At 58.4% G+C, this 19,604-nt stretch carries 19 protein-coding genes; 3 read left to right on the top strand and 16 right to left on the bottom strand.

The annotated features are described in order from the left end of the window. Position 1: 1 nt before the first annotated feature. From KBY08_RS25290 to KBY08_RS25265, 6 genes are all read right to left on the bottom strand, one after another. Entirely contained in the window at positions 2-1,885 is a 1,884-nt protein-coding gene (locus KBY08_RS25290) for an extracellular solute-binding protein (protein ID WP_111522350.1), read from the bottom strand. A 144-nt stretch (positions 1,886-2,029) separates the two neighbouring features. Beyond that, on the bottom strand, positions 2,030-4,855 hold the full coding sequence (locus tag KBY08_RS25285) for a TonB-dependent receptor (protein WP_225651296.1): 2,826 nt from the start codon (positions 4,853-4,855) through the stop codon (positions 2,030-2,032). A 99-nt stretch (positions 4,856-4,954) separates the two neighbouring features. Continuing rightward, positions 4,955-5,356, bottom strand: coding sequence for an ExbD/TolR family protein (locus KBY08_RS25280; protein ID WP_002555939.1), 402 nt, complete (start codon positions 5,354-5,356; stop codon positions 4,955-4,957). Further along, positions 5,356-6,042 (bottom strand): MotA/TolQ/ExbB proton channel family protein, encoded by a 687-nt coding sequence (locus KBY08_RS25275; RefSeq protein ID WP_032607544.1) that lies wholly within the window; start codon positions 6,040-6,042, stop codon positions 5,356-5,358. The genes KBY08_RS25280 and KBY08_RS25275 overlap by 1 nt, the downstream gene beginning before the upstream one ends. A gap of 74 nt (positions 6,043-6,116) precedes the next feature. Further along, positions 6,117-6,938 (bottom strand): energy transducer TonB, encoded by an 822-nt coding sequence (locus tag KBY08_RS25270; RefSeq protein ID WP_111522351.1) that lies wholly within the window; start codon positions 6,936-6,938, stop codon positions 6,117-6,119. Positions 6,939-8,138: 1,200 nt separating this feature from the next. Then, a complete protein-coding gene (locus KBY08_RS25265; RefSeq protein WP_058822493.1) occupies positions 8,139-9,293 on the bottom strand; it encodes a cysteine desulfurase family protein in 1,155 nt (384 codons plus the stop codon). A 549-nt stretch (positions 9,294-9,842) separates the two neighbouring features. On the opposite strand from KBY08_RS25265, the gene KBY08_RS25260 reads away from it, so the two are divergent. Beyond that, complete coding sequence (locus KBY08_RS25260; protein WP_002555835.1) at positions 9,843-10,313, top strand: Lrp/AsnC family transcriptional regulator; 471 nt, start codon at positions 9,843-9,845, stop codon at positions 10,311-10,313. An 83-nt stretch (positions 10,314-10,396) separates the two neighbouring features. Further along, positions 10,397-10,645 carry a hypothetical protein gene (locus tag KBY08_RS25255; protein ID WP_011266213.1) on the top strand — a complete coding sequence of 83 codons (249 nt, stop codon included), beginning with the start codon at positions 10,397-10,399 and terminating at the stop codon, positions 10,643-10,645. 100 nt (positions 10,646-10,745) lie between these two features. Here the strand turns inward: KBY08_RS25255 and KBY08_RS25250 are convergent, their stop codons facing one another. From KBY08_RS25250 to KBY08_RS25210, 9 genes are all read right to left on the bottom strand, one after another. Further along, complete coding sequence (locus KBY08_RS25250) at positions 10,746-11,420, bottom strand: HAD family hydrolase (protein WP_024652641.1); 675 nt, start codon at positions 11,418-11,420, stop codon at positions 10,746-10,748. Between the two features lie 373 nt (positions 11,421-11,793). Beyond that, complete coding sequence (locus KBY08_RS25245; RefSeq protein WP_003401679.1) at positions 11,794-12,093, bottom strand: hypothetical protein; 300 nt, start codon at positions 12,091-12,093, stop codon at positions 11,794-11,796. A gap of 129 nt (positions 12,094-12,222) precedes the next feature. Then, positions 12,223-12,588, bottom strand: a complete 366-nt coding sequence (locus KBY08_RS25240) for a histone-like nucleoid-structuring protein, MvaT/MvaU family (RefSeq protein ID WP_003401678.1) — start codon at positions 12,586-12,588, stop codon at positions 12,223-12,225. Positions 12,589-12,817: 229 nt separating this feature from the next. Next, a complete protein-coding gene (locus KBY08_RS25235; protein ID WP_080377202.1) occupies positions 12,818-13,258 on the bottom strand; it encodes a GFA family protein in 441 nt (146 codons plus the stop codon). An 83-nt stretch (positions 13,259-13,341) separates the two neighbouring features. Beyond that, positions 13,342-13,782, bottom strand: coding sequence for a DUF805 domain-containing protein (locus KBY08_RS25230; RefSeq protein WP_011266210.1), 441 nt, complete (start codon positions 13,780-13,782; stop codon positions 13,342-13,344). A 16-nt stretch (positions 13,783-13,798) separates the two neighbouring features. Next, entirely contained in the window at positions 13,799-14,155 is a 357-nt protein-coding gene (locus tag KBY08_RS25225) for a DUF4190 domain-containing protein (protein ID WP_003318145.1), read from the bottom strand. Between the two features lie 270 nt (positions 14,156-14,425). Continuing rightward, positions 14,426-15,973 carry a M10 family metallopeptidase C-terminal domain-containing protein gene (locus KBY08_RS25220; protein ID WP_111522353.1) on the bottom strand — a complete coding sequence of 516 codons (1,548 nt, stop codon included), beginning with the start codon at positions 15,971-15,973 and terminating at the stop codon, positions 14,426-14,428. Between the two features lie 239 nt (positions 15,974-16,212). Then, a complete protein-coding gene (locus KBY08_RS25215) occupies positions 16,213-17,034 on the bottom strand; it encodes an SDR family oxidoreductase (RefSeq protein WP_011266208.1) in 822 nt (273 codons plus the stop codon). A 357-nt stretch (positions 17,035-17,391) separates the two neighbouring features. Further along, entirely contained in the window at positions 17,392-18,015 is a 624-nt protein-coding gene (locus KBY08_RS25210; RefSeq protein ID WP_024661166.1) for an NAD(P)H-dependent oxidoreductase, read from the bottom strand. 137 nt (positions 18,016-18,152) lie between these two features. Between KBY08_RS25210 and KBY08_RS25205 the strand changes: the two genes are divergently transcribed. Then, positions 18,153-18,734: a TetR/AcrR family transcriptional regulator gene (locus KBY08_RS25205; RefSeq protein ID WP_225651295.1), complete on the top strand. Its 582-nt coding sequence runs from the start codon at positions 18,153-18,155 to the stop codon at positions 18,732-18,734. Positions 18,735-18,814: 80 nt separating this feature from the next. On the opposite strand, the gene KBY08_RS25200 is transcribed toward KBY08_RS25205, so the two are convergent. Continuing rightward, positions 18,815-19,585 carry an SDR family NAD(P)-dependent oxidoreductase gene (locus KBY08_RS25200; RefSeq protein WP_058398375.1) on the bottom strand — a complete coding sequence of 257 codons (771 nt, stop codon included), beginning with the start codon at positions 19,583-19,585 and terminating at the stop codon, positions 18,815-18,817. Between the last annotated feature and the right edge of the window lie 19 nt (positions 19,586-19,604).

Below are 19,604 nucleotides of genomic sequence, written 5' to 3'. Positions count from 1 at the left end.
CTCAGTACTCCTTGGCGGCGGCAGGCTTGCCGGTCAGCGCAGTGGCCTGAGCGTTGGTCAGCGGCGTCGGGCTGATCTGCCACCAGGTTTCCAGGCCCACGTCATAGATCGGTGCCACGTCGGGCATGCCGAAACGGTTGGCGAACACCAGCGGCGTGCCCTTGGAGTAGTAGTTGGGGATCATGTAGTAACCCCATTGCAGGACCCGATCCAGCGCCCGCGCGTAGAGCACCATGTCGTTGCGCGTATTGGCGCTGACCAGCCCGTCAATCAGCGTGTCCACCGCGGGATTGCGCAGCACCATGGCGTTGGAGCTGCCCACTTCGGTGGCGCTTTGCGAGCCGTACAGGTTGTACAGCTCACGGCCCGGGGAGATGATCGGATTGCCGTTTTTCGGCAGGCTGACCACGATCATGTCGTAGTCCCGCGCATTGAGCCGGTTGATGTACTGCGCCGAATCGATGCGCAGGAAATCCAGCGTGATGCCGATCTGCGCCAGGGTGCGCTTGAAGGGCAGAATCAGCCGGTCGAAGCCGCCCTGACCATCGAGAAAACTGAACACCATCGGCTCGCCCGCCGCGTTGACCAGCTTGTTGTCCTTCGGGTGCCAGCCGGCCTCGGCCAGCAGCTTGAGGGCCTGCAACTGCTTGTCACGGATGTAACCGCTGCCGTCGGTTTTCGGTGGCTGATAGACCTTGCTGAACACCTCGTCCGGCACCTGGCCGCGCAAGGGCTCGAGGATCTTCAGCTCGGCCGGGGTCGGCAGCTCGGTGGCGGCCATGTCGCTTTTCGGGAAGTAGCTTTGTTCGCGCACGTAGAAATTGCGCATGACCCGGCGATTGATCCAGTCGAAATCCCACAGCAACGACAGCGCCTCGCGGACGCGGCGGTCCTTGAACATGGGCTTGTCCAGATTGAACACAAAGCCCTGCGCGGCGACCGGACGCTGCGTTGCGAGGATGCGCTTTTGCAGACGCCCGTCGTCAATTGCCGGGCCGCTGTAGCCGACCACGAAGCCGGAAGAGGAGAACTCGCGGTTGTAGTCGAACGTCCCGGCCTGCAGCAGCTGGCGAGCGATTTCGGTGTCGCCGTAGTAATTCACGGTGAGCGTGTCGAAGTTGTACAGGCCACGGCTGACCGGCAGGTCCTTGCCCCACCAGTCCTTGACCCGTTCGAAGGTGACGCTGCGTCCGGCGTCGACCCTGGCGACCCGGTACGGCCCGTTGCCCAGCGGCGGCTCGAAACCGCCGCCGTTGGCGAAGTCGCGGGTCTTCCACCAGTGTTCGGGGAGGATGTGCAGGCTGGCAATGTCCAGCGCCAGCATGCGGTTGAGGTTGTTCTTGAAGTCGAAGCGAATCTGCAGCGGGCCTTCGATGGTCACCTCTTTGACGTCGGCGAACATCGGTCGATAGCTGAAGCTGCCCTTGGTGGTCATCAGCTCGAAGGTGTAGCGCACGTCTTCGGCGGTGACGGGCTTGCCGTCCTCGAAACGCGCCTTGGGGTTGAGGAAAAAACGAATCCACAGACCGTCGGGGTCCATCTCCATCTTTTCCGCGATCAGGCCATACACCGTGTACGGCTCATCCAGCGAGCGATAGGCCAGTGGCGAGTACACCCAGCTTTCGACCTCGCGCACATTGATGCCCTGATCGACGTAGGGATTGAGGTAATTGAACTGGCCGATTTCTTCCGCCGACCGGGTCAGCGAACCACCCTTGGGGGCGTTCGGGTTGACGTAATCGAAGTGCTGGAAGCCGGCCGGGTATTTCGCTGCCTCGCCATAGACGGTCAAGGCGTGGGTCGGCGTCGCCAGCACTGTCTGCCAGCCACTGCACAGCGCAACACCCAGAAGCAGGCGCCGCAGAAAACGGTTAAGACGCGACATGGTGGGGCTTTCCTCGTACGCACTGAATGACGGAACGCTGCGAAAAAGCCCCCGGCCGGGGAAGGCGGATGAAACCTGGGCCGGAGGGGGCGAGCTCGCAATCTGACGTGGCCCACGGAGCGTGTATGGGCCACGTCGTCACACTCAGAAGTGGTAAGTCGCGCGGGCGAACAGGGTGCGGCCCAGCGGGTCGGCGTAACGAGGGTCGTAGCCGGACTGGAAGTTGTAGGCCTGGTTGGAGAACGGCGGGTTGCGGTCGAACATATTGCGCACTCCGGCATCGATATCCAGCACCTTGTCGAAGGTATGACCCACCGACATGTCCCACAGCGCATACGACGCGACCCGCGCATTGGTGGTGCGGTCGTAGTCGTTGTAGCCGCTGGTGAAGCGGTTGGTGATGGAGGCGCGGGTATCGCCCAGTGCCCAGGTACCGGTCAGCACGTGTTTCCAGCGCGAAATCACCCCGTCGCCCTGGAAGTCGCCGACCTTGTCGGTGTATGGGCCGTCGATGATGTTCTGGAAGTCGTAGCGGGTGACGTAGGTGCCGGTCATGCCCAGACCGAACTGGCCGTAAGGCGTGTTCGGGAAGCGATAGTCGAGGGTTACGTCGACACCGCTGGTCTTGACGATGCCCAGGTTGGCGTTGCCGGTGACGATGTTGGCGATCGAACCGTCGGCAGCGCGCACGTAGCGGTCGGCGTAGGTGTTGGGGTCATCGAACACGGTCGACTCGGGGAACGACTGAATCTGGTTGGAGATATGAATCCACCAGAAATCCAGGCCCATCGACAGGTTGTTGACCGGCTGATAGACGAAGCCCAGGGTCATGTTGCGGGCTTTTTCCGGGGCCAGCTCGGTGTTGCCGCCACTGTTGTTGAGGAACTGCTGCGCGCAATCGCGACCCGCGTTACCGCCGGGTTGCACGGTGCCACCGGCACAGAGTACCGGGTCGTTGTAGTAGCCCTGGGTGTAGCTCAGGCTGCGCGGCGCATAGAGTTCATACAGCGACGGCGCACGGAAGCCTTCGCTGTAGGCACCACGCACCACCAGTTGCTTGAACGGCTGGTAGCGGAACGAATATTTCGGGTTGGTGGTGCTGCCGAAGTCGCTGTATTTATCGTGACGAACAGCAGCGGTCAGCTCCAGGCTGTCCAGTACAGGAACGTTCAGTTCGGCGTATTCGGCTTTGACACTGCGGTCGCCTTCTACGCTGCCGGCTGCGTCCAGACCCAGGCTGCTGATGTCGTTGACGAAGGGGTCGAAGTCCTGATGCATCTTCTCTTTGCGGTATTCGCCGCCGAGCGCCAGACCGGACGGGCCCGCGCCGAACCAGTCGCCGATTTCCCGGCTGATGCGCGCATCCAGCCCGGCCACACGCCCCACAGCGCTGGAGTACTGACCGTGGTATTCGCTGGCATCGATCAGCGCCTGCCCTTGTGCCGTTTGCGGGCCGAACGGGTTGAGGACGCCATTGGCAAGGCCGTTCAGCATCGCCGAGTCGCTGACAAAACCGCTGGTCACTGAGGACAGCACCTTGTTCTGGTTGTACGAAGCGCCGACGTTATAGTCCCAGCCGCCCACAAGCCCGTCGAAATTCAGCAGAAAGCGCTGGCTGGTGTTCTGGTCACTTGAGCCTCGTGCGCCCGCTGCCGTTTCGCGCCATGCGGTGCTGACCGGTTGCGTCGGGTCGAGGGTGAAATCGGTCGGTGCCGGGGTAATGCCGTTGCCGGGGTAGAAGGGCGATGAGGAGTCCAGCGACAGACCGGTCAACGGTGCCGGACCGATGCCGGTGTGGTTGTTGTTGCGGGCCCAGAAGTATTCGAGGCTGACGTTGTGATCGTCGGCCAGCTTGCCGGTGGCCTTGCCGAAGAATGAGGTTTTCTCGGTCTGCGGGATCAGGTCGATGTATTCGCGGGTGCTGAACCGGCAGATGCCGTTGCTGGCAATCAGGTTAGGACCGCTGCAGTTTCTGCCGAGCGGGTTAGCGGAATTGTCGCCCTGATAATAGTTGGCCGGGTAGGCCGTACCGGAAGTCTGATTGAGCCCGCGTCCCGGCTGGTAATCCCGGGTGAACGAGCGATCGTTGGCGTCCAGATTCTGCTGCTTGTTGTAGTTGACCACGCCCATGACGTTGAAGCGGTCTTCTTCCAGATCACCGAAGCCCCAGCTGGCACTCATGTCCTTGGTCGCACCGCCGCCACTGGCAGTCGGCGTCTCGCCGCCGAGGGTCAGGGTGCCGTCAGTCAGGGATTTTTTGGTGATGAAGTTGATCACGCCGCCAATGGCGTCGGTGCCGTACAGCGCCGAGGCACCATCACGCAGCACTTCCACGCGGTCGATGGCGGCGAACGGAATCATGTTCAGGTCGATGGCACTGCCGTTGGGTGTGCCTACACCGGAAATCGCGTTGTTGGCCAGACGACGACCATTGAGCAGCACCAGCGTCTTGTTCGCACCGATGCCGCGCATGTCGGCGAACGAAGCGCCGCCGGTGCTGGCGCCGATCGAGCCCGCACTGTTCTGGATCGACTGGCTGCCGGTGATGCGCTGGACCATTTCCTGGGTGGTGGTCACGCCCTGTTTCTTCAGGTCATCGGCGCGCAGGATGGTAATCGGCACGGCGGTTTCGGCATCGACCCGGCGGATCGCCGAACCGGTCACTTCGACGCGTTGCAGCTGGGTCGTGGCAGGCACAACCGCTGCACCGGTGGACACGGCCGAGCCGCTGGTGTCCGCATCGACGGCGTCTGCCGCCTGGGCACCGCTCATGCCCATGGCCAATGCGCAGAGCAGGGCACGTGGATGACGCCGGACCGCGAGGGCCAGTGGTTTGAGGGTGCAACCGGGAAGATTCATCAGCATGGTTAGTTCCGACTTGATCCAGACATTATTGAAATGGCCTTGTGAGCCCTCTGTTCCCGACGCGGTTGTGCCGAGCGGGAGTTCCACTTCTTCTTTTTCCAGCAAGCCGCTCCCCTCCAGGGGCTTTTCAGCCCACGGACAACCGTATTCACGGGGGTCGGGTCAGACGGCTTCGCGAGGCGAAGCCACCCGGTCAGTCGAGCGTCATTTCGCTGTCATGACGGATATTTTCGTAATGCCGGAGCGTTCGATGGAGGCCATGGCCTTGGCCACCTGGCCATAATTCACGGCGGTATCGGCCTGCAACTGGACGCGGATTTCCGGGTCCTTGGCTTTCTCGTCCTGCAGGCTTTTTTCCAGCAGTTCGGGGGCGATTTCCGATTTGGCGAGGTAGAACTTGCCGTCCTGATCGACGCTGACCACCACCGGGTTTTTCTTCTCGGCGGGGGCGACCGCGTCGGTCTTGGGCAGGTTGACCTTGATCGCGTTGGTCATCAGCGGCGTGGTGACGATGAACACCACCAGCAGCACGAGCATCACGTCGACCAGCGGCGTGACGTTCATTTCGCTGAGCACTTCATCGCTGTCCTGAGTGGAGAAAGACATTAGCTGGCCTCCCGAACGGCATGACCATTCTTGCTGGCGATGGGCTGGCGTGTAACGGCAAAGGCGCTGCGCTGGGCGAGGGCGTCGAAGTCGTGGGCGAAGTCATCCATGTCGGCCACGGCGAGCTTGAGGCGGCGCAGGAAGAAGTTGTAGATCAGCACTGCCGGCACGGCGACGGCGATACCCACACCGGTGGCGACCAACGCATGACCGATGGGGCCGGCGACCGCTTCGAGGCTGGCCGAGCCGGTCACGCCGATGCTTTGCAGCGCTTCCATGATCCCCCAGACCGTACCGAACAGGCCGATGAAGGGCGCGGTGCTGCCGATACTGGCGAGAATCGCCTGGCCACTTTCCAGCGCGCGACGCTCTTTCTGTATCTGCTGGCGCAGGTTGCGCTCCAGACGGTCCGAGCGGTTGATGGTGTGCGCCAATTGTTGCGTGGTACGCGGCGACTCATCGACCGACATGGCTTCGAAGCCGCTGTTGGCAATACGCGCCAGCGCCCCGGGGTATTGCGCGGAGTGCTCGGCCGCAGTGAGCAGGTCCGGTGCGCTCCAGAAGGCTTTGGTGAATTGCTTGTTCTGGGACTTCTGGCGGACGTACTGCGCCGACTTGATCAGCAACAGTGCCCAACTCAATACGGAAAACAGAATCAGTGCCCAGAGCACGGCGGGGACGATCATGGAAGAGAGCGATGCGTTCATGGTTTAAACCTCACCAGCTTTGATAATTGAATAGTCGGTTGTCATGCGCCGGATCATTCCGGCAACTTGAAGTCGATGGTCTGCGTCGCGAAGCCTTCTATCGGCGTGTCACCGCGTTTGGCCGGTATGAACTTCCAGTTGCGCACAGCCTCCACGGCCGCTTCGTCCAGTACCGGTTTGCCGCTGGATTTGGTCACCTCGACAGCCCCGGCGCGGCCATTGGGCAGCACCTTGATGCGCAGAATCACGCGACCTTCCCAACTGCGTCGCAAGGCCAGCCCCGGGTATTCCGGCGGTGGATTGCCCAGGCTGGCGAGCCCGGATACCGCAGCGCTTTCCTTGACCGGAGCCGGTGGCGCAGCAGGTGCCGGCGGCGCGGGCGCAGGTGTTGGCGGCGCGGGCGGGCTGGGTGCGGCGGCAGGCGTTGGCGCAGGCGGCGTAGGCTTTTTCACCGGCTCGACTTTCTTGACCGGCTTGGGCTTCTCGACCTTGGGTTTTTCCACCGGTTTGGGCGGCGGTTCGACCGCGTCCGGGTCCTCGACCGGTTGTTCCGGTTCGGGGGGAGGCGGTGGAGGCGGCGGAGGTGGTGGCTCGGGCGGCGGCGGTTCCGGTGCGGGTGGCGTCGGGCTGGTCAGTTCAATGGTCATTTCCGGAACCTGTGGCGCAACTTCCGGCACGTCTGGCTGGGCCGTTTGCATGTACCACCAGATCACACCATGAATAAGTACCGACGCAGCAATCAACACCATTACTTGCGGCTTGTTAAGGCCGCCCGGGCGTGACGTATTGGCGCTGAAAGGAATACCCTGCCACGCCGTCGAAGTGTCATCGGGCGAGGAAGAGGGGACCGCCTTCATTATTACCGCATCATTCATTAACGCTCCCTCGGGTAGTTAAAGGGCAATAAAAATCCGCTCGAACAATGGGTCACTGTTCGATTGATGAAGACCTGCACATTGTTGATGGGCAGGGCAACGCGGTGGGTGCGCACACGGCGAACTCAAACGGTCAAAAGACTTCTTTAATCAGGGCACTGGCATTGCAAATCCTTGCTTCTTATCGTCATGTACGGGGACGTACAGCGATGTTCCTGACTGCTTACATTGCAACCGCTGTGCCAGAACGCCTCGACTGGAACCGTTGATGCAGAGCGGGTGTCGCATTCGTATAACTTTTTATCGATTCCCCGTTTCATTGACGTCAAACCTGCACACGTGCATAAAACTTCGAACAAAAAAACAGGCAAACAATGACCCTCTGCTTGAGCAGACGCGTTCGAAAATCATGACCTGCAAGTCACTTTCCTTGATGCACCAATACTGTGTCACGAGGATCACGTTGGTGCGTTAGTTGATCAGCGCTTCATCAATATAATGCTCCGTGTAGGTACGGCGGTTGTGTGGACAGTTATCGTTATTGAAATAAAAGCCATTCGCAGATAATGGCAAAATGAAACCACTTAAAACAAAGTGTCAGCCACTCTTTATAGGTCGACCGTCTTTTAATTAAAAACAGCCCGCTATGTACTTCTTACGCGCACGGGCGCGCCAGGTCCTGATTCATCATCAGAACTTTCAAGGCACACGCAAAATGTCTTAAGTCCAGACGTGCAGGGCCGTCGAATAACAACACGCAGATCGGGACAAGGGTGAAGCGACCGTGCAGGCATCGCTTGAGGCAGGTGCTGCCCAAGGTGTGGATTGCCAGCGTAACGGTGGTCTGACGCAATACTGATAGGGCACAGCTAGATTCCTTTCCTGGCGGGCAGCAAGACTTGTGGTCTGCTCCCCTGCACTGTTTGTGGACGCTCTGACGTCCGTGAACTGCACTTTGGTGCGTGTAAGCACCCCATGAATGCAGCGTGCACCATTGGTTTATGGCACGACCGTTCCACTTGAAAGAACTGTGCCAATTTGTGTCTTTTTGTATCTGGAGGAGTACATTTTCATCTGGACACGAGTTTTTGCGGCTGCAAGGCGCAGCCGCTGACCCCGGCGGGTATCAACTCGGCAGATTGGCGCGGGTGCGCCGGGAAAGAGCCGCCCTGGATTCGGGCGGCCTGTAGGTATCGTCAATTACCAGAACGCAGCAGGTGCGCTGAGCGCCTTGCTGAACACCTCGATGGCGCGCTCGACATCTGCCTGCGTGGTGTAGCGGCCGAGGCTGACGCGCACGCTGGCCAGGGCCTTGGCAGGGTCCATGCCCAGAGCAAGCAGCACATGCGAGGGTGCATTGCTGGCCGAGTTGCACGCGGACGTCGAGGACAACGCCAGGCTGTGGGACAACTGCGAGCTGGTGAAGCCACTGCGGGTGATGCACAGGTTCAGGGTGTGCGGGATGCGTTGTTGCGGACAGCCGTTGAGTTGCACATCCGGCAGACTCAACAGGCCTTCGCGCAGGTGACGACTCAGCCCTTCGATACGACGGTTTTCAGTTTCGGCCTGGCTGATCGCCAACGCAAAGGCCGTGCCCATGCCGACGATCTGATGGGTGGCCAATGTGCCCGAACGAAAGCCGCCTTCATGTCCGCCGCCGTGAATCTGCGCTTTCAACAACGAGTGAGCACGCGGGCCCACGTACAGCGCGCCTATGCCCTTGGGGCCGTAGGCCTTGTGCGCCGAGAACGACATCAGGTCGACGGCCAGACTCGCCAGATCGATCTTCACCTTGCCGACGCCCTGCGCAGCGTCCACATGAAACAGCGCACCGTGCTCGCGCACCAGGGCGCCAATGCTGGCGATATCGGTCAGCGTACCCAGCTCATTGTTCACCAGCATCAGCGACACCAGCAGCGTGTCTTCGCGCAAGGCAGCCTGTACCGCGTGAGGCTGGATCAGGCCCTGAGCGTCCGGTTTCAGCCAGGTGACGGTAAAGCCCTGACGCTCCAGCGTGCTGACGGTGTCGAGCACGGCCTTGTGTTCCAGGACGCTGGTGATGATGTGCCGGCGTGGCGCGCTGGCATCATGAGCGATGCCTTTGATCGCCAGGTTGTTGGACTCGGTAGCGCCGGAGGTCCAGACAATGGTGTCGACAGGCGCACCCACCGCATCGGCCACCTGCGCGCGTGCCTGTTCAACGGCCTGCCGCGCCACCTGCCCATAACCGTGCCCGCTGGATGCCGGGTTGCCGAAATGACCTTCGCGCCCCATGCAGGCAACCATGGCTTCGATGACCTGTTCGTCGACAGGTGTGGTGGCGGCGTAATCCAGATAGAGCGCAGAGGTGGTCATGGGCAATTCGCTTTGTAATCGAGTCAAAATCAAGGGCTGGCATCACCAGACCGACTGCTTGAAAGATTACTGATCCGCACGCGAAAATTTTTTGATATTTACACGGACATCAGCAGCCAATTCGAAAAATTATTCGCTTAAGCTTGGATTTTTACGATTAAAAATTCTAGGATGCTGCATCAGACGCAGAATCGCAGCCAGACACCCGATGTCCGCACGCTTCGCGTCAAACCCCGGGGGTACAAGGTGCTGCACAGTCGTGTGACGCAGAGCGTCACGAAAGGCATGCCAACGCGGAGCATTGGCACGATAGTCATGCTGAGTAAGGCGCGGAATCAGAGCCGGACACCTATCGTTCCTCACGCTCCGCGTGGGAATGCAGTTCTGGACGCTCCGCGTCCAATCCGGGGTGCGAGGTGCTGCACCGCTGGGTGACGCAGAGCGTCACGAAAGGCATGCCAACGCGGAGCATTGGCACGATAGTTACCGCAGTCAGACCTCCATCGTTCCGCACGATCAATGTAGAGCGACTAACGCAGGAAACCGCTAATGGACAAATTCGACCGGGCAATCCTCGACATCCTGCAAACCGACTGCACCCGTTCGGTGGCGGACATCGCCGAGCGTATCGGCCTGGGCAGTACCGCGTGCTGGCGGCGTATCCAGAAGCTGGAAGAAGCCGGCATCATCGACCGCCGGGTCGCGCTGCTCAATCCGCAAAGGCTGAACGTGTCAGTCAGCGTCTTCGCCGCCATCCGCACCAACCAGCACAACGCCGCCTGGCTCGAACAGTTTCACGCTGCTGTCGGCGAGCTGCCTGAAGTGGTCGAGTGCTACCGCATGGCAGGTGACACCGACTACATGCTGCGCATCGTCGTAGCCGACATTGCAGGGTACGACGCGGTGTACAAGCAATTGATCAGCATCCCCGGCATCAGCGACGTGAGCTCCAGCTTCGCCATGGAGCAGATCAAATTCACCACCGGCCTGCCCTTGCAATACGCATCGTTTGGCGGCTGAGCGCAGCCACGCTCATCGATTGAATCGAACCCTCGGCCCGATGCCACGTCCACATTATTTGGCAGACGAAAAAGGTGGCTGACATGACAACCGATCACATACTCACAGACAGCGTGCCCAAAGAAGACCCCGCCAGCCCGCAACTCGGCCAGTACGACCGCGAAGCAGACCCGGTCCTCGCCATGAACGCGAACAGACCCGGCGTCGGCCCGAAAAAAGGCGACGAGTTGAAGAAGCGTACGGAACACGACGAGACTTACGATGAAGGTGAGCCGGAAGTGGACGACGCCGACAGCGTCTCGGATGAGGGCGGCGGCGCTCTGCCGGGCTGAGGAGGTACAACCGTCGCACTGAGGTGATGCAACAGCTCAAACGTGTTCCTGCAGGTACGTTGAGCTGCTCACATGGATCGGAAACGATGAATCCGTAGATTCAAGGCCGAGAAGCGATCTCGTCCAGATGATTCAGCAGATCCAGCGGGTCCTCATACACCCTCAACGCGCCAGCACGCTCAAGCTCGCCGATGTCATAGCCGCCCGACAGCAGGCCGACGCCGGTTGCCTTGCAGCGACGCGCCGCCAGCATGTCCCAGATCGCATCACCGATCACCAGGCACTCGTCGATCGGAGCGTTTATCTTCTTTGCGGCCGCCAGGAACAGATCCGGATCGGGCTTGCCGTAGCTCACATCATCGCGCGTGACGATGTTGATCGTGTTGATGTCCAGTTTCAGCGCTTTGAGGTTGATCGTCGCCGTATCGATCCCGCCGCTGGTGGCAATGCACCACTTGAGGTTTTCCTTGTCGAGCGTCTCCAGCAACTCGACAGCGCCGGGCAATGCGATGATCTGTCCTTGCAGCCGCTCGTAAGCCTGAGCATGTTTCTCGCTGAGCCGTTCGGCTTGTGCTTCGCTGATGTTCACGCCGGTTTCACGCGACAGCGATTTCAACATCAGCCCGCCGCTCATGCCGATCTTGCGGTGAATACGCCACATCGCAAGCGGGATGTCTTCTGCATCCAGCGCTTCTTTCCAGGCGGCGACGTTTTGATAAACACTGTCGGTCAGCGTGCCGTCCAGGTCGAAGATGAAGGAAGTCTGGGGTCTCATAGGGTTACTCTTTTTGAATGCGGATTGACCATCTGGCGAGGTCCGGAGCGTTGTGGTCGACACCTGTTCGGCGGTATCGGGAATGCGGCCTCATCAATGAAGCGAGGCTGTACCGGGGCTTCAAATACGGCGTTGCCAGATGGCGTGAAAGGGTTGTTTTTTGAGGTCACACGCGTTCGAGTATGGACTAGAGCAAAGCGAAGGTAGGGGCGCGTTTTATAGCGCGCTCCGCAGCCATGGCCTGAATGGGATGCTGAGATGACCATCGTGCCAATGCTCCGCGTTGGCACGCAGTTCGTGACGCTCTGCGTCACAAAGCTACAGTCCGGCAAGACAGCCCCAAGGCCTACAGAATCGCGTGTAATCAGAATGATTACTGGTGAGTGTCCACATTCTCAGCCGGATAAAACTCGCCCTTGCTTCCCATCCTTTCCAGCCTGTCACGAACCAGCGCCTCGACGCTGGCTAATGCAGCCTTATCGTCGGGGTCGACCAGTTGCAGGCACAGGCGCCGGGCGTTCTGATCGTGGGTTCCCTCGCTGAGCATGTCGTGGGTAGGGACTTGTTTGCCACGCCACAGACATAGCTCGGTATGAGTACCGCCGAGCCATATTTCGTTGACTGATCTAAGGTCGGTGGAAGCCAGTTGGTCCACGGTGATCGTCTTGTCCATTGCGCTGTACCTTTTCAGTGAGTCGATACAGGTCAGACGAACAGCCGCCGCGGATCGTTCCCGGCGTCGGCTGTTCAACAGCGCCAACGGTGAAGAGTCGACGCCCTGAATCAATCGACAGGCAAGGCTTTACTTCTTCAGCCAACCCTCGACAACATCGGAACCATGCTCCGCCTTCCACTCCTTCAGAATCTTGTGATTCCCACCCTTGGTCTCGATTACTTCACCGGTTTTCGGATTCTTATAAACCTTGAGTTCGCGCGGTTTGCGTTTGCCCGCTGGTTTCTCGACGGTCTGCCCACGGGACGAAGTCTGTGGGTCCAGCAGATTGATGATGTGCTTCAGGCTGAAGCCATAGTGCTCAAGCAGCTTGCGCAGCTTGGTTTCGAACTCGATTTCCTTCTTGAGCCCCTGGTCGCCTTTCATCGTCTCCAGTGCCTGGAGTTGCTCGGCGAGATGCTTTTCCAGCTGACGGTATTCTGCGAGTTTGGACATGGTATTTTCCTTATAAACAGGTGTGCGTAGTTATTGAGAGAGATCGTGCCCGTTACAAGTTCAGCCTATTTTCCGTAGCGGCGCAGTGGCTTCCCATACGCTGTAGTAACACGATAAGCCAGATTCCCCGGGGCTTCCGGTTATTTTCAGAAAATGCGATTTTCCGGGCGCGCGTCAGTAGCGTTCGATCAGCGCGGTCACTGAGATCGCTCGAGCGATTTACCTCATCTCAGGAAGTAGTAGTAGTAGGGATGTAGCGTAGGTATCCAGCGATGTCCGACCCGCTTCCAGCAGCTTTATCCGCAGGATGAATTCGCCCCTCGTTGACTGGAACCAGTTCAAAATCAAATGGACTGATTCCTTCAAGGCAGGCCACGTTAACTCCGTACTGAGCCGGGTTGGAGCGTCGTTGATGATGTGTATATATCCCGCATTGTGAGCAGAAATAATGCTTCGCTTGCAGGGTGTTGAACTGATAGAGCTTGAGCAGCGCCTCGCCGGAAGTGATCTCTATATCCTCCAGGGCTGCTGAAACCGCGATCGCACCGCGCATCCGGCAATAGGAGCAGTTGCAGCGCCGGACGGTCTTGAATCCGTCAGTAAGTCGAACTTGAAATCGTACAGCGCCGCAATGACATGTGCCTTGTAACGTTCCGTCAGAGGTGTCCATATAAAAGTGACTCCGTCTATGGGCTGCGCGGCAGCGAAAAGCCTGTGAAGATGTGGCCAGACGACCACATCTTCACACCGTCTTTATTTAGGACTTGGCCCAAAACGGTTAGGTCCTGGATGACCTTCCTGAATCAGAAACACGAGGTTGGCAATCGGTACCAGCAGCCACCAGCCACTGCGATCCGTGTCGTGCAACCTGCGAACACCCACCGCGACACCTGGGACCAGCACGGCCAGGGAGTAAAGGTTAGCGATAATGCCGCCATCACCTATCAGCCCGCCGATAAAGCCGAGGACAATCGAGATCAAGATGTTGAACAGAAAAAACATCCAGTATTCTTTTCTGCGTGCTCTGCCCGTGAACACCGCATATTTTTTCAGAACGTCTGTATACCAGCTCCACGCAGGCGGGTTATCGGTGCTCGCACTGGCTGGCGAAATAACCAGCTGCGGAGCCCCGCAGTGCGGACACGTACCAGCGTCATCACTGATTTCCTTTGCACAACCACGACAAAATACCATCTCATTCTTCCCTAAATCAGTTAGCTATTAATCCAAAAAATATCAGCAGCGATACCGCTGACAAGACAGTGCCTGCTATCGCTATTCCGTTGCCAGGCAACTTTTTATTGATGCTGATGACGCCCAGAACCAGTCCGGCTATCGAGCACATGCCGAGCCCGACGACGGTATCCAGATCCCATTCACCATCGTCGAACAATGCCAGCGAGCAGAGGATGCCCAGCACCAGAGAGACGATAGCCATCCACGGAGAGCCAGTCTGTTGTAGCTGTTTCGCGGGAGTTGCCGAGACCTGACTGGCGCCACATTGCGGGCAGTTGAGTGCCGTTTCATGTATTTCCTTTGCGCAGCCACGACAGAAGACCATCGCCATTTTATTTCCTTATATCGAGTAGCTTTCAGACCATCAGCTAGCGATTGAACGCCCGCAAATTCTGGGTTAAAAGGGTTTTATTGCCAAGAATTAGTTAGCTTTATTTATAATTTTGCCGACTGCGCAACGTTTTGAGGTGTTTTGCAGTCAGTCATTTACGTTGGCTTGTTGCATCAGCCGAAATGGGAGCGCCTGTTCCAAGTTTCAGTGGGCTTTCGTGTCTGACACGAAAGCAGGCAAGTAAAGGTGGGGCGAGCTGTTCAAGTGATGTCAGCTCGCGAGGTCGACGGCGGTTTGACCAACCAGCGCCACGTCTGCCGTATCGGCAACCACCAGGTCGGCGTTGGTGAGCTCTCGCGTGTAGTCGAACCCTACTAGCGTGACCTGGAAAGCATGCCCATCGGCGCCTGGCTCGCGACTGCGCAGGTAGGTACGGTCAGTGTTTTCATCGTAGGTCATGCTCAAGGTGCCGTCGCGGCCGTTGCCAAAACCGGTCACGCCGAGCGCAGCGACGTCGAGCTTGTCCTCGCCCCAGATGAAATCAGTGATCAGGTCGCTGCTGCCGGCATGGCTGTCGGCGCTGCTAGTGAACACGAAACGGTCGTTGCCTGTGCCGCCGGTGAGCTTGTCCGCGCCCAACCCACCGGTCAGCACGTCGTCACCGGCGTTGCCCTCGAGGATGTCGTTTCCGGCGCCACCGGCCAGGGTATCGTTGCCCCAGTAACCATAAAGCTTTTCGGACTTATCACCGCCTGCCAGATTCACCGGGGTGATCGGCTGCGGGCTGGTCACAACCGTCGCATCACTGGGCGGGGCGAACAGCACAGTGCTGGCGTTGAGCTCATTGACATGGTTGCCACTGAGCAGAATTTCGAAGCGGTTACCGTTGGCATCGGCCTCTAATGATTTAAGCGCGGTAGCATCGCCGGCGAGGTTGAGAACCGCCTTCAGCGTACCGTTGTAGCCGTTACCCAGCCCGGTGAAGCCCAACGCGGACACGTCGATCATGTCATGGCCGTTGCCACTGAAGTCGGTGATCAGGTCGCGGCTGCTGTAGCTGCCACTGGCATCGTTGCGGTAGCTGTCGCTGAGCCGGGTATACACGAAGGTGTCGGCACCCGCGCCGCCGCTCAGAGTGTCGCCGCCGGCGCCGCCGAATAGCCGGTCATTGCCCGCACCCGCTTCAACGGTGTCGCGGCCAGCGCCGGCCTTGAGCGTTTCGCTGCCGTCGGTGCCCACCAGCAGGTTGCTCTGCGAGGTACCGTTGATCAGCGGTTGCAGGTTGGCATCGGTAATAACGCCGCTGTTGGCCAGAAACTGCACGGCAAAACGATGGCCGTTCTGGTCCCGCTCGTAGCTTTCCAGAAAATAAATACCGCGCAAAGGCTCGCTACGAATGTGCAGGGTATCGCCATAGCCGTTGCCTAAATGGCTATAGCCCAGGGCCGACACGTCGAGAATATCGTGGGCGGGGTCAAAATAGCTGATGGAATCGGTGGACTCACCTGCGCCATTGATATAGCTGTCGCTGATGCGCTCGAAGCGGAATACATCGTTGCCGGCGCCGCCGCTCAAGGAGTCGGCTCCGGCACCGGGGACCATCACATCGTTGCCACCCCCGCTGACTATATAGTCGTTACCGTCCCCGCCCATCAGCAGTTCATTGGCCAGCCCACCGCGTAGGGAGTCGTTGCCAGGAGTGCCCTGCACGATGAGTTCGACCGGGTTGCTGCTGGCCTGGCTAGTGGCCCTCGCGACTTGCAAGTCCGCAAGCGCCGTAGGATTGGTGGCGTCCTTGATGTCGACTGCCTGGGTCATGCCGTGCTCCTTACCTGCTGTTGATCCACTGAGAGTGTGGTATGACGCCAGTAATGCCGTCTCGTTGATAGCAGTGGGCCTTATCCGACGAAGGGGTTATAAGCGGCGGGGTTGATGCACATCGTTATGCGGCGGCTGTTTAGCCTTAGCGGCTCCAAGCGGAGGGCTATCTTGGGTCTAGAGCTGCCCGTCACCAAAGACAGCTTTCGACCCATTGCAGCTATTCGTGCGGGCAGTTTTCAGGTTTCGCTGTCATCCAATACCACTGGCGTCGCTGCCGAACCCGCCAACAGACCTCCATCAATGTTGAACTCGCTGCCGGTAATGTACGTAGCCTCATCGGTGGCCAATAACAGGGCCACAGCCGCCACTTCTTCAGGCATACCAAATCTTCTGAGTGGAGTGTCTCGAACAAGTGCAGCCATTCGCTCTTCACGACCTGCATCAGCACCCAACATGGGCTCCCATATAGGGGTGAGGATGGCGGCCGGATGGATCGAGTTGCATCGAACTTTCAATCCTTGCTCGGCGCAGTAAAGCGCCACCGTCTTGGTGTGATTGCGAACGGCGGCCTTGGACGACGCGTACGCAGCAGCGCCAGGGATACCGACCAGCCCGGAGCGTGAAGAAATATTGATAATGGAACCCGTTTCCGTATGGCGCATGGCTCGTATAGCGTACTTGCACCCGAGAAACACACCATCGAGATTGGTGTGATGTACGGCTTGCCAGTCCTCCAGACGCGCATGCTCTGGGTCGTGCTGGACAGCGCCCTGCTCAAACCCGGTAATGCCCGCGTTGTTGACCAGTACATCGAGGCGGCCGTGCGCTTTTACGACATGCGCTGTCACTCGCTGCCAATCTTCTTCGCAGCGCACATCAAGATGCAGATAACAGGCACGATCTCCCAATGCTCTTGCTGTCTCTCTTCCGAGCACGTCGTTTATATCAGTGACGTAAACAAAGCAGCCTTCCTGTAAAAACCGTCGCGCAATCGCGGCGCCGATCCCTTGAGCCGCACCTGTAATGATCGCGATCCTGGATGTCAGTTTATTGTCCATAAATGAAGCCTCCGTCGTAAGGCGTGTGCAACAGCTTTTAGAGAGAGTCTATGTCCTATGCAGTGCCATCGCCTTCAAACGCATCTGATTGGGTAGCCGGGTTGCGGGTAGCCCAGACTTTAATTTTTACACTCGGCGTACGTCTTGATCTTGGCGTATCGCCAGTGCGTACCGACCCCGTCAGGCCTCGTCGAGACTCGAAGCCATGTGCCTGACCACCTGGGTGTGGGGTCAAATGATAATCATCGGCGAGCGGTTGTAATGGGGCGAAAGCTAACACTGGCGAAGGATTGCTCTCGGTCCGAAGCGGACATCAAAGTAGCGCTATTTGAGGTTGGGACCGGCATGTTCTCGATATTAGAGACTTTCAGTATCTGCCGTTGAAGGTGAGGCTTCGCTGCTGATAATGCGTCCCAACTGTTCGGCCATTTCCAGAGCATGAACGGCACCTGAGTTTTCGCTATTCAGCAATAGCTTCGAAATATGCACTTCAGCCCCACAATAACCAAAGATGCCTTGGTCCATCTGCGTTTTCATAGCAGTGCCGTAGCCGTGGCGTTCGTAGGTCAACGGATCAGCGCCGCCTATGCCTATCAAATGTACTGACAACTTTCCGAGCTTCTTTGTAAGAGAGCCCTCTGGATCGAAATCAAAGGCCCAACCATTGGAGAACACTCGGTCAATCCAACCCTTGAGAAGTGCAGGCATGGACCACCAGTAAATTGGGTAAACCAGGATGAGGGTATCGGCACGTTCTATACGCGCTTGCTCTCGCTGAACATCAAGTGGGGGAGAGGCTTTGTGGCGATGTACCTGCAGGTCAGCCTCAGTGAAGCAAGGATTGAATGCTTCTTGCGCGAGGTTGGCGACCTCTACGACTGAGGCAGAATCACCTAGTACGATACCTTTGGCCACCCTCGCAGCGATAGAATGGGTGAGCGACTGTGACTCTGGATGAGCGGTGACGATGAGGACGTGCATTACGATTCCTTCCGTTGCCTTGAGGCGGGCGGTTGCCGACTATATACTTTTGGTAAGTAATGCTCGCAATCTACTAATGGTATATAGAGATGTCAACGTCTAACCGAAATCAGGCAGACCCCACCAGAAGGCAGCGGATGATCAGAGAGGATCGCCTCCGTCAGTTGCTCGATGTCGCGTGGAGATTGGTAGGGGAAAGGGGGTCCGATGCGCTCACCTTGGGTCGACTTGCCGAGCAAGCCGGGGTTACGAAGCCAGTTGTGTACGACCATTTTCCTACCAGAGCCGCACTGTTTGCGGCCTTGTACGAAGATTTTGATCAGCGCCAGACAGCCCGCATGGACATTGCGATAGCCGCCAGTGAAGCCACGCTCGACGGCGTAGCGAACGTCGTAGCATCATCCTATGTTGACTGCGTATTGCTTCAAGGCCATGAAATAGCGGGTGTTATTGCTGTGCTATCCAGCACACCAGAGCTTGAGAAAATCAAACGCGAATATGAGGCTAAGTTCCTTATCAAGTGCCGAACGTGGTTCTCGCCATTCCTGAAAGCAGGGGAACTGGGTTTGTCGAGTCTGCACGCAATTGTAGGGTGCGCTGAATCACTTTCGGCCGCCGCAGCGCGTGAAGAAATTTCTTCGGATGACGCCAAAAAGGAGCTGATGGCTGTGATTGTGGCAGTTGTTCAGAAAGCAGGGCGAGGAGGACTTGAAAAGTGACAGGCTACTTCTGGCCGGAACAGCCCGCCAGACAAACCGACCCAGGCTTACAGCAATCTCATCCTCACCAGTGAAACAAGTCACCAGACAATAGGCTTGTCGTCCCAAGCCCAAAAGGTCCCGCTGTCGGTCGGGCCATGCGCGCCTAGCACCTCAATGATGCGATTTGCCGAGAAAGCCGGTTCGAACAGTTGGCCTTCAGGCACGTTCGCCTGGAATGGCTGAGACAGCTCCGTGTCAGTCGTGCCTGGGTGTATTGCCAGGACAGTAGAGGCCGGGTTGAGGCGTTTCAATTCGATACTGGCCGTGTGCAGCAACTGGTTGAGCGCTGCTTTGCTGGCTCTGTAGCTGTACCAGCCACCCAAGCGGTTATCGCCAATAGAGCCAACCCTCGCGGAGAGCGCAGCGAAAGTAGAGGGTTGTTTGCGCAATAACGGGAGTAGGTGTTTGAGCAGCAGGATCGGTGCAAAGGTGTTGGTCGCGAAACTCGCTTGCAGGCTCGCAAGTGTCAGTTGTGCCAGGCCCTTTTCTGCTTTTGCGCCGTCCTGATGAAGGATGCCTAGCGTACTGATGACGAGGTGCAGATGATCGCATCCATCAAGCGTCTCGCTCACGAGTGCTTCGAGGGATTGTTCATTGCGCGCGTCGCAGTCGACGCGTTTGATGCGTTGGCCATATCGCTCTGCAAGCGTTGCCAGTTCTGTGGAGGTGCTGGCTTTTCGCGCCACCGCCCATACCTGAGCCACATCATCGCGAGCAAGCAACGCCGCGCACAGTGCCAGACCGATGCCTCGGCTGGCTCCGCATATCAGCACGTTTGCGTCGCTGTTCAGTTCCGGTATCAAACTCATAAGGCACCTTGAGAAGCAT

Source organism: Pseudomonas sp. P135, assembly GCF_020312125.1.
GTDB classification, from domain to species: Bacteria; Pseudomonadota; Gammaproteobacteria; order Pseudomonadales; family Pseudomonadaceae; genus Aquipseudomonas; species Aquipseudomonas fragariae.
The sequence above is the reverse complement of the archived record's forward strand: the minus strand, read 5'-3'. Positions and strand labels throughout refer to the sequence as shown.

Bases quoted from the DNA above. Each gene is read 5' to 3' on its own strand.
- KBY08_RS25255 (WP_011266213.1), top strand. From the start codon at position 10,397: ATGACAACCGATCACATACTCACAGACAGCGTGCCCAAAGAAGACCCC.
- KBY08_RS25210 (WP_024661166.1), bottom strand. From the start codon at position 18,015: ATGCACGTCCTCATCGTCACCGCTCATCCAGAGTCACAGTCGCTCACC.
- KBY08_RS25245 (WP_003401679.1), bottom strand. From the start codon at position 12,093: ATGGACAAGACGATCACCGTGGACCAACTGGCTTCCACCGACCTTAGA.
- KBY08_RS25220 (WP_111522353.1), bottom strand. From the start codon at position 15,973: ATGACCCAGGCAGTCGACATCAAGGACGCCACCAATCCTACGGCGCTT.
- KBY08_RS25230 (WP_011266210.1), bottom strand. From the start codon at position 13,782: ATGGTATTTTGTCGTGGTTGTGCAAAGGAAATCAGTGATGACGCTGGT.
- KBY08_RS25225 (WP_003318145.1), bottom strand. From the start codon at position 14,155: ATGGCGATGGTCTTCTGTCGTGGCTGCGCAAAGGAAATACATGAAACG.
- KBY08_RS25205 (WP_225651295.1), top strand. From the start codon at position 18,153: ATGATCAGAGAGGATCGCCTCCGTCAGTTGCTCGATGTCGCGTGGAGA.
- KBY08_RS25265 (WP_058822493.1), bottom strand. From the start codon at position 9,293: ATGACCACCTCTGCGCTCTATCTGGATTACGCCGCCACCACACCTGTC.
- KBY08_RS25270 (WP_111522351.1), bottom strand. From the start codon at position 6,938: ATGAATGATGCGGTAATAATGAAGGCGGTCCCCTCTTCCTCGCCCGAT.
- KBY08_RS25240 (WP_003401678.1), bottom strand. From the start codon at position 12,588: ATGTCCAAACTCGCAGAATACCGTCAGCTGGAAAAGCATCTCGCCGAG.
- KBY08_RS25250 (WP_024652641.1), bottom strand. From the start codon at position 11,420: ATGAGACCCCAGACTTCCTTCATCTTCGACCTGGACGGCACGCTGACC.
- KBY08_RS25280 (WP_002555939.1), bottom strand. From the start codon at position 5,356: ATGTCTTTCTCCACTCAGGACAGCGATGAAGTGCTCAGCGAAATGAAC.
- KBY08_RS25235 (WP_080377202.1), bottom strand. From the start codon at position 13,258: ATGGACACCTCTGACGGAACGTTACAAGGCACATGTCATTGCGGCGCT.
- KBY08_RS25200 (WP_058398375.1), bottom strand. From the start codon at position 19,585: ATGAGTTTGATACCGGAACTGAACAGCGACGCAAACGTGCTGATATGC.
- KBY08_RS25275 (WP_032607544.1), bottom strand. From the start codon at position 6,042: ATGATCGTCCCCGCCGTGCTCTGGGCACTGATTCTGTTTTCCGTATTG.
- KBY08_RS25260 (WP_002555835.1), top strand. From the start codon at position 9,843: ATGGACAAATTCGACCGGGCAATCCTCGACATCCTGCAAACCGACTGC.
- KBY08_RS25215 (WP_011266208.1), bottom strand. From the start codon at position 17,034: ATGGACAATAAACTGACATCCAGGATCGCGATCATTACAGGTGCGGCT.
- KBY08_RS25290 (WP_111522350.1), bottom strand. From the start codon at position 1,885: ATGTCGCGTCTTAACCGTTTTCTGCGGCGCCTGCTTCTGGGTGTTGCG.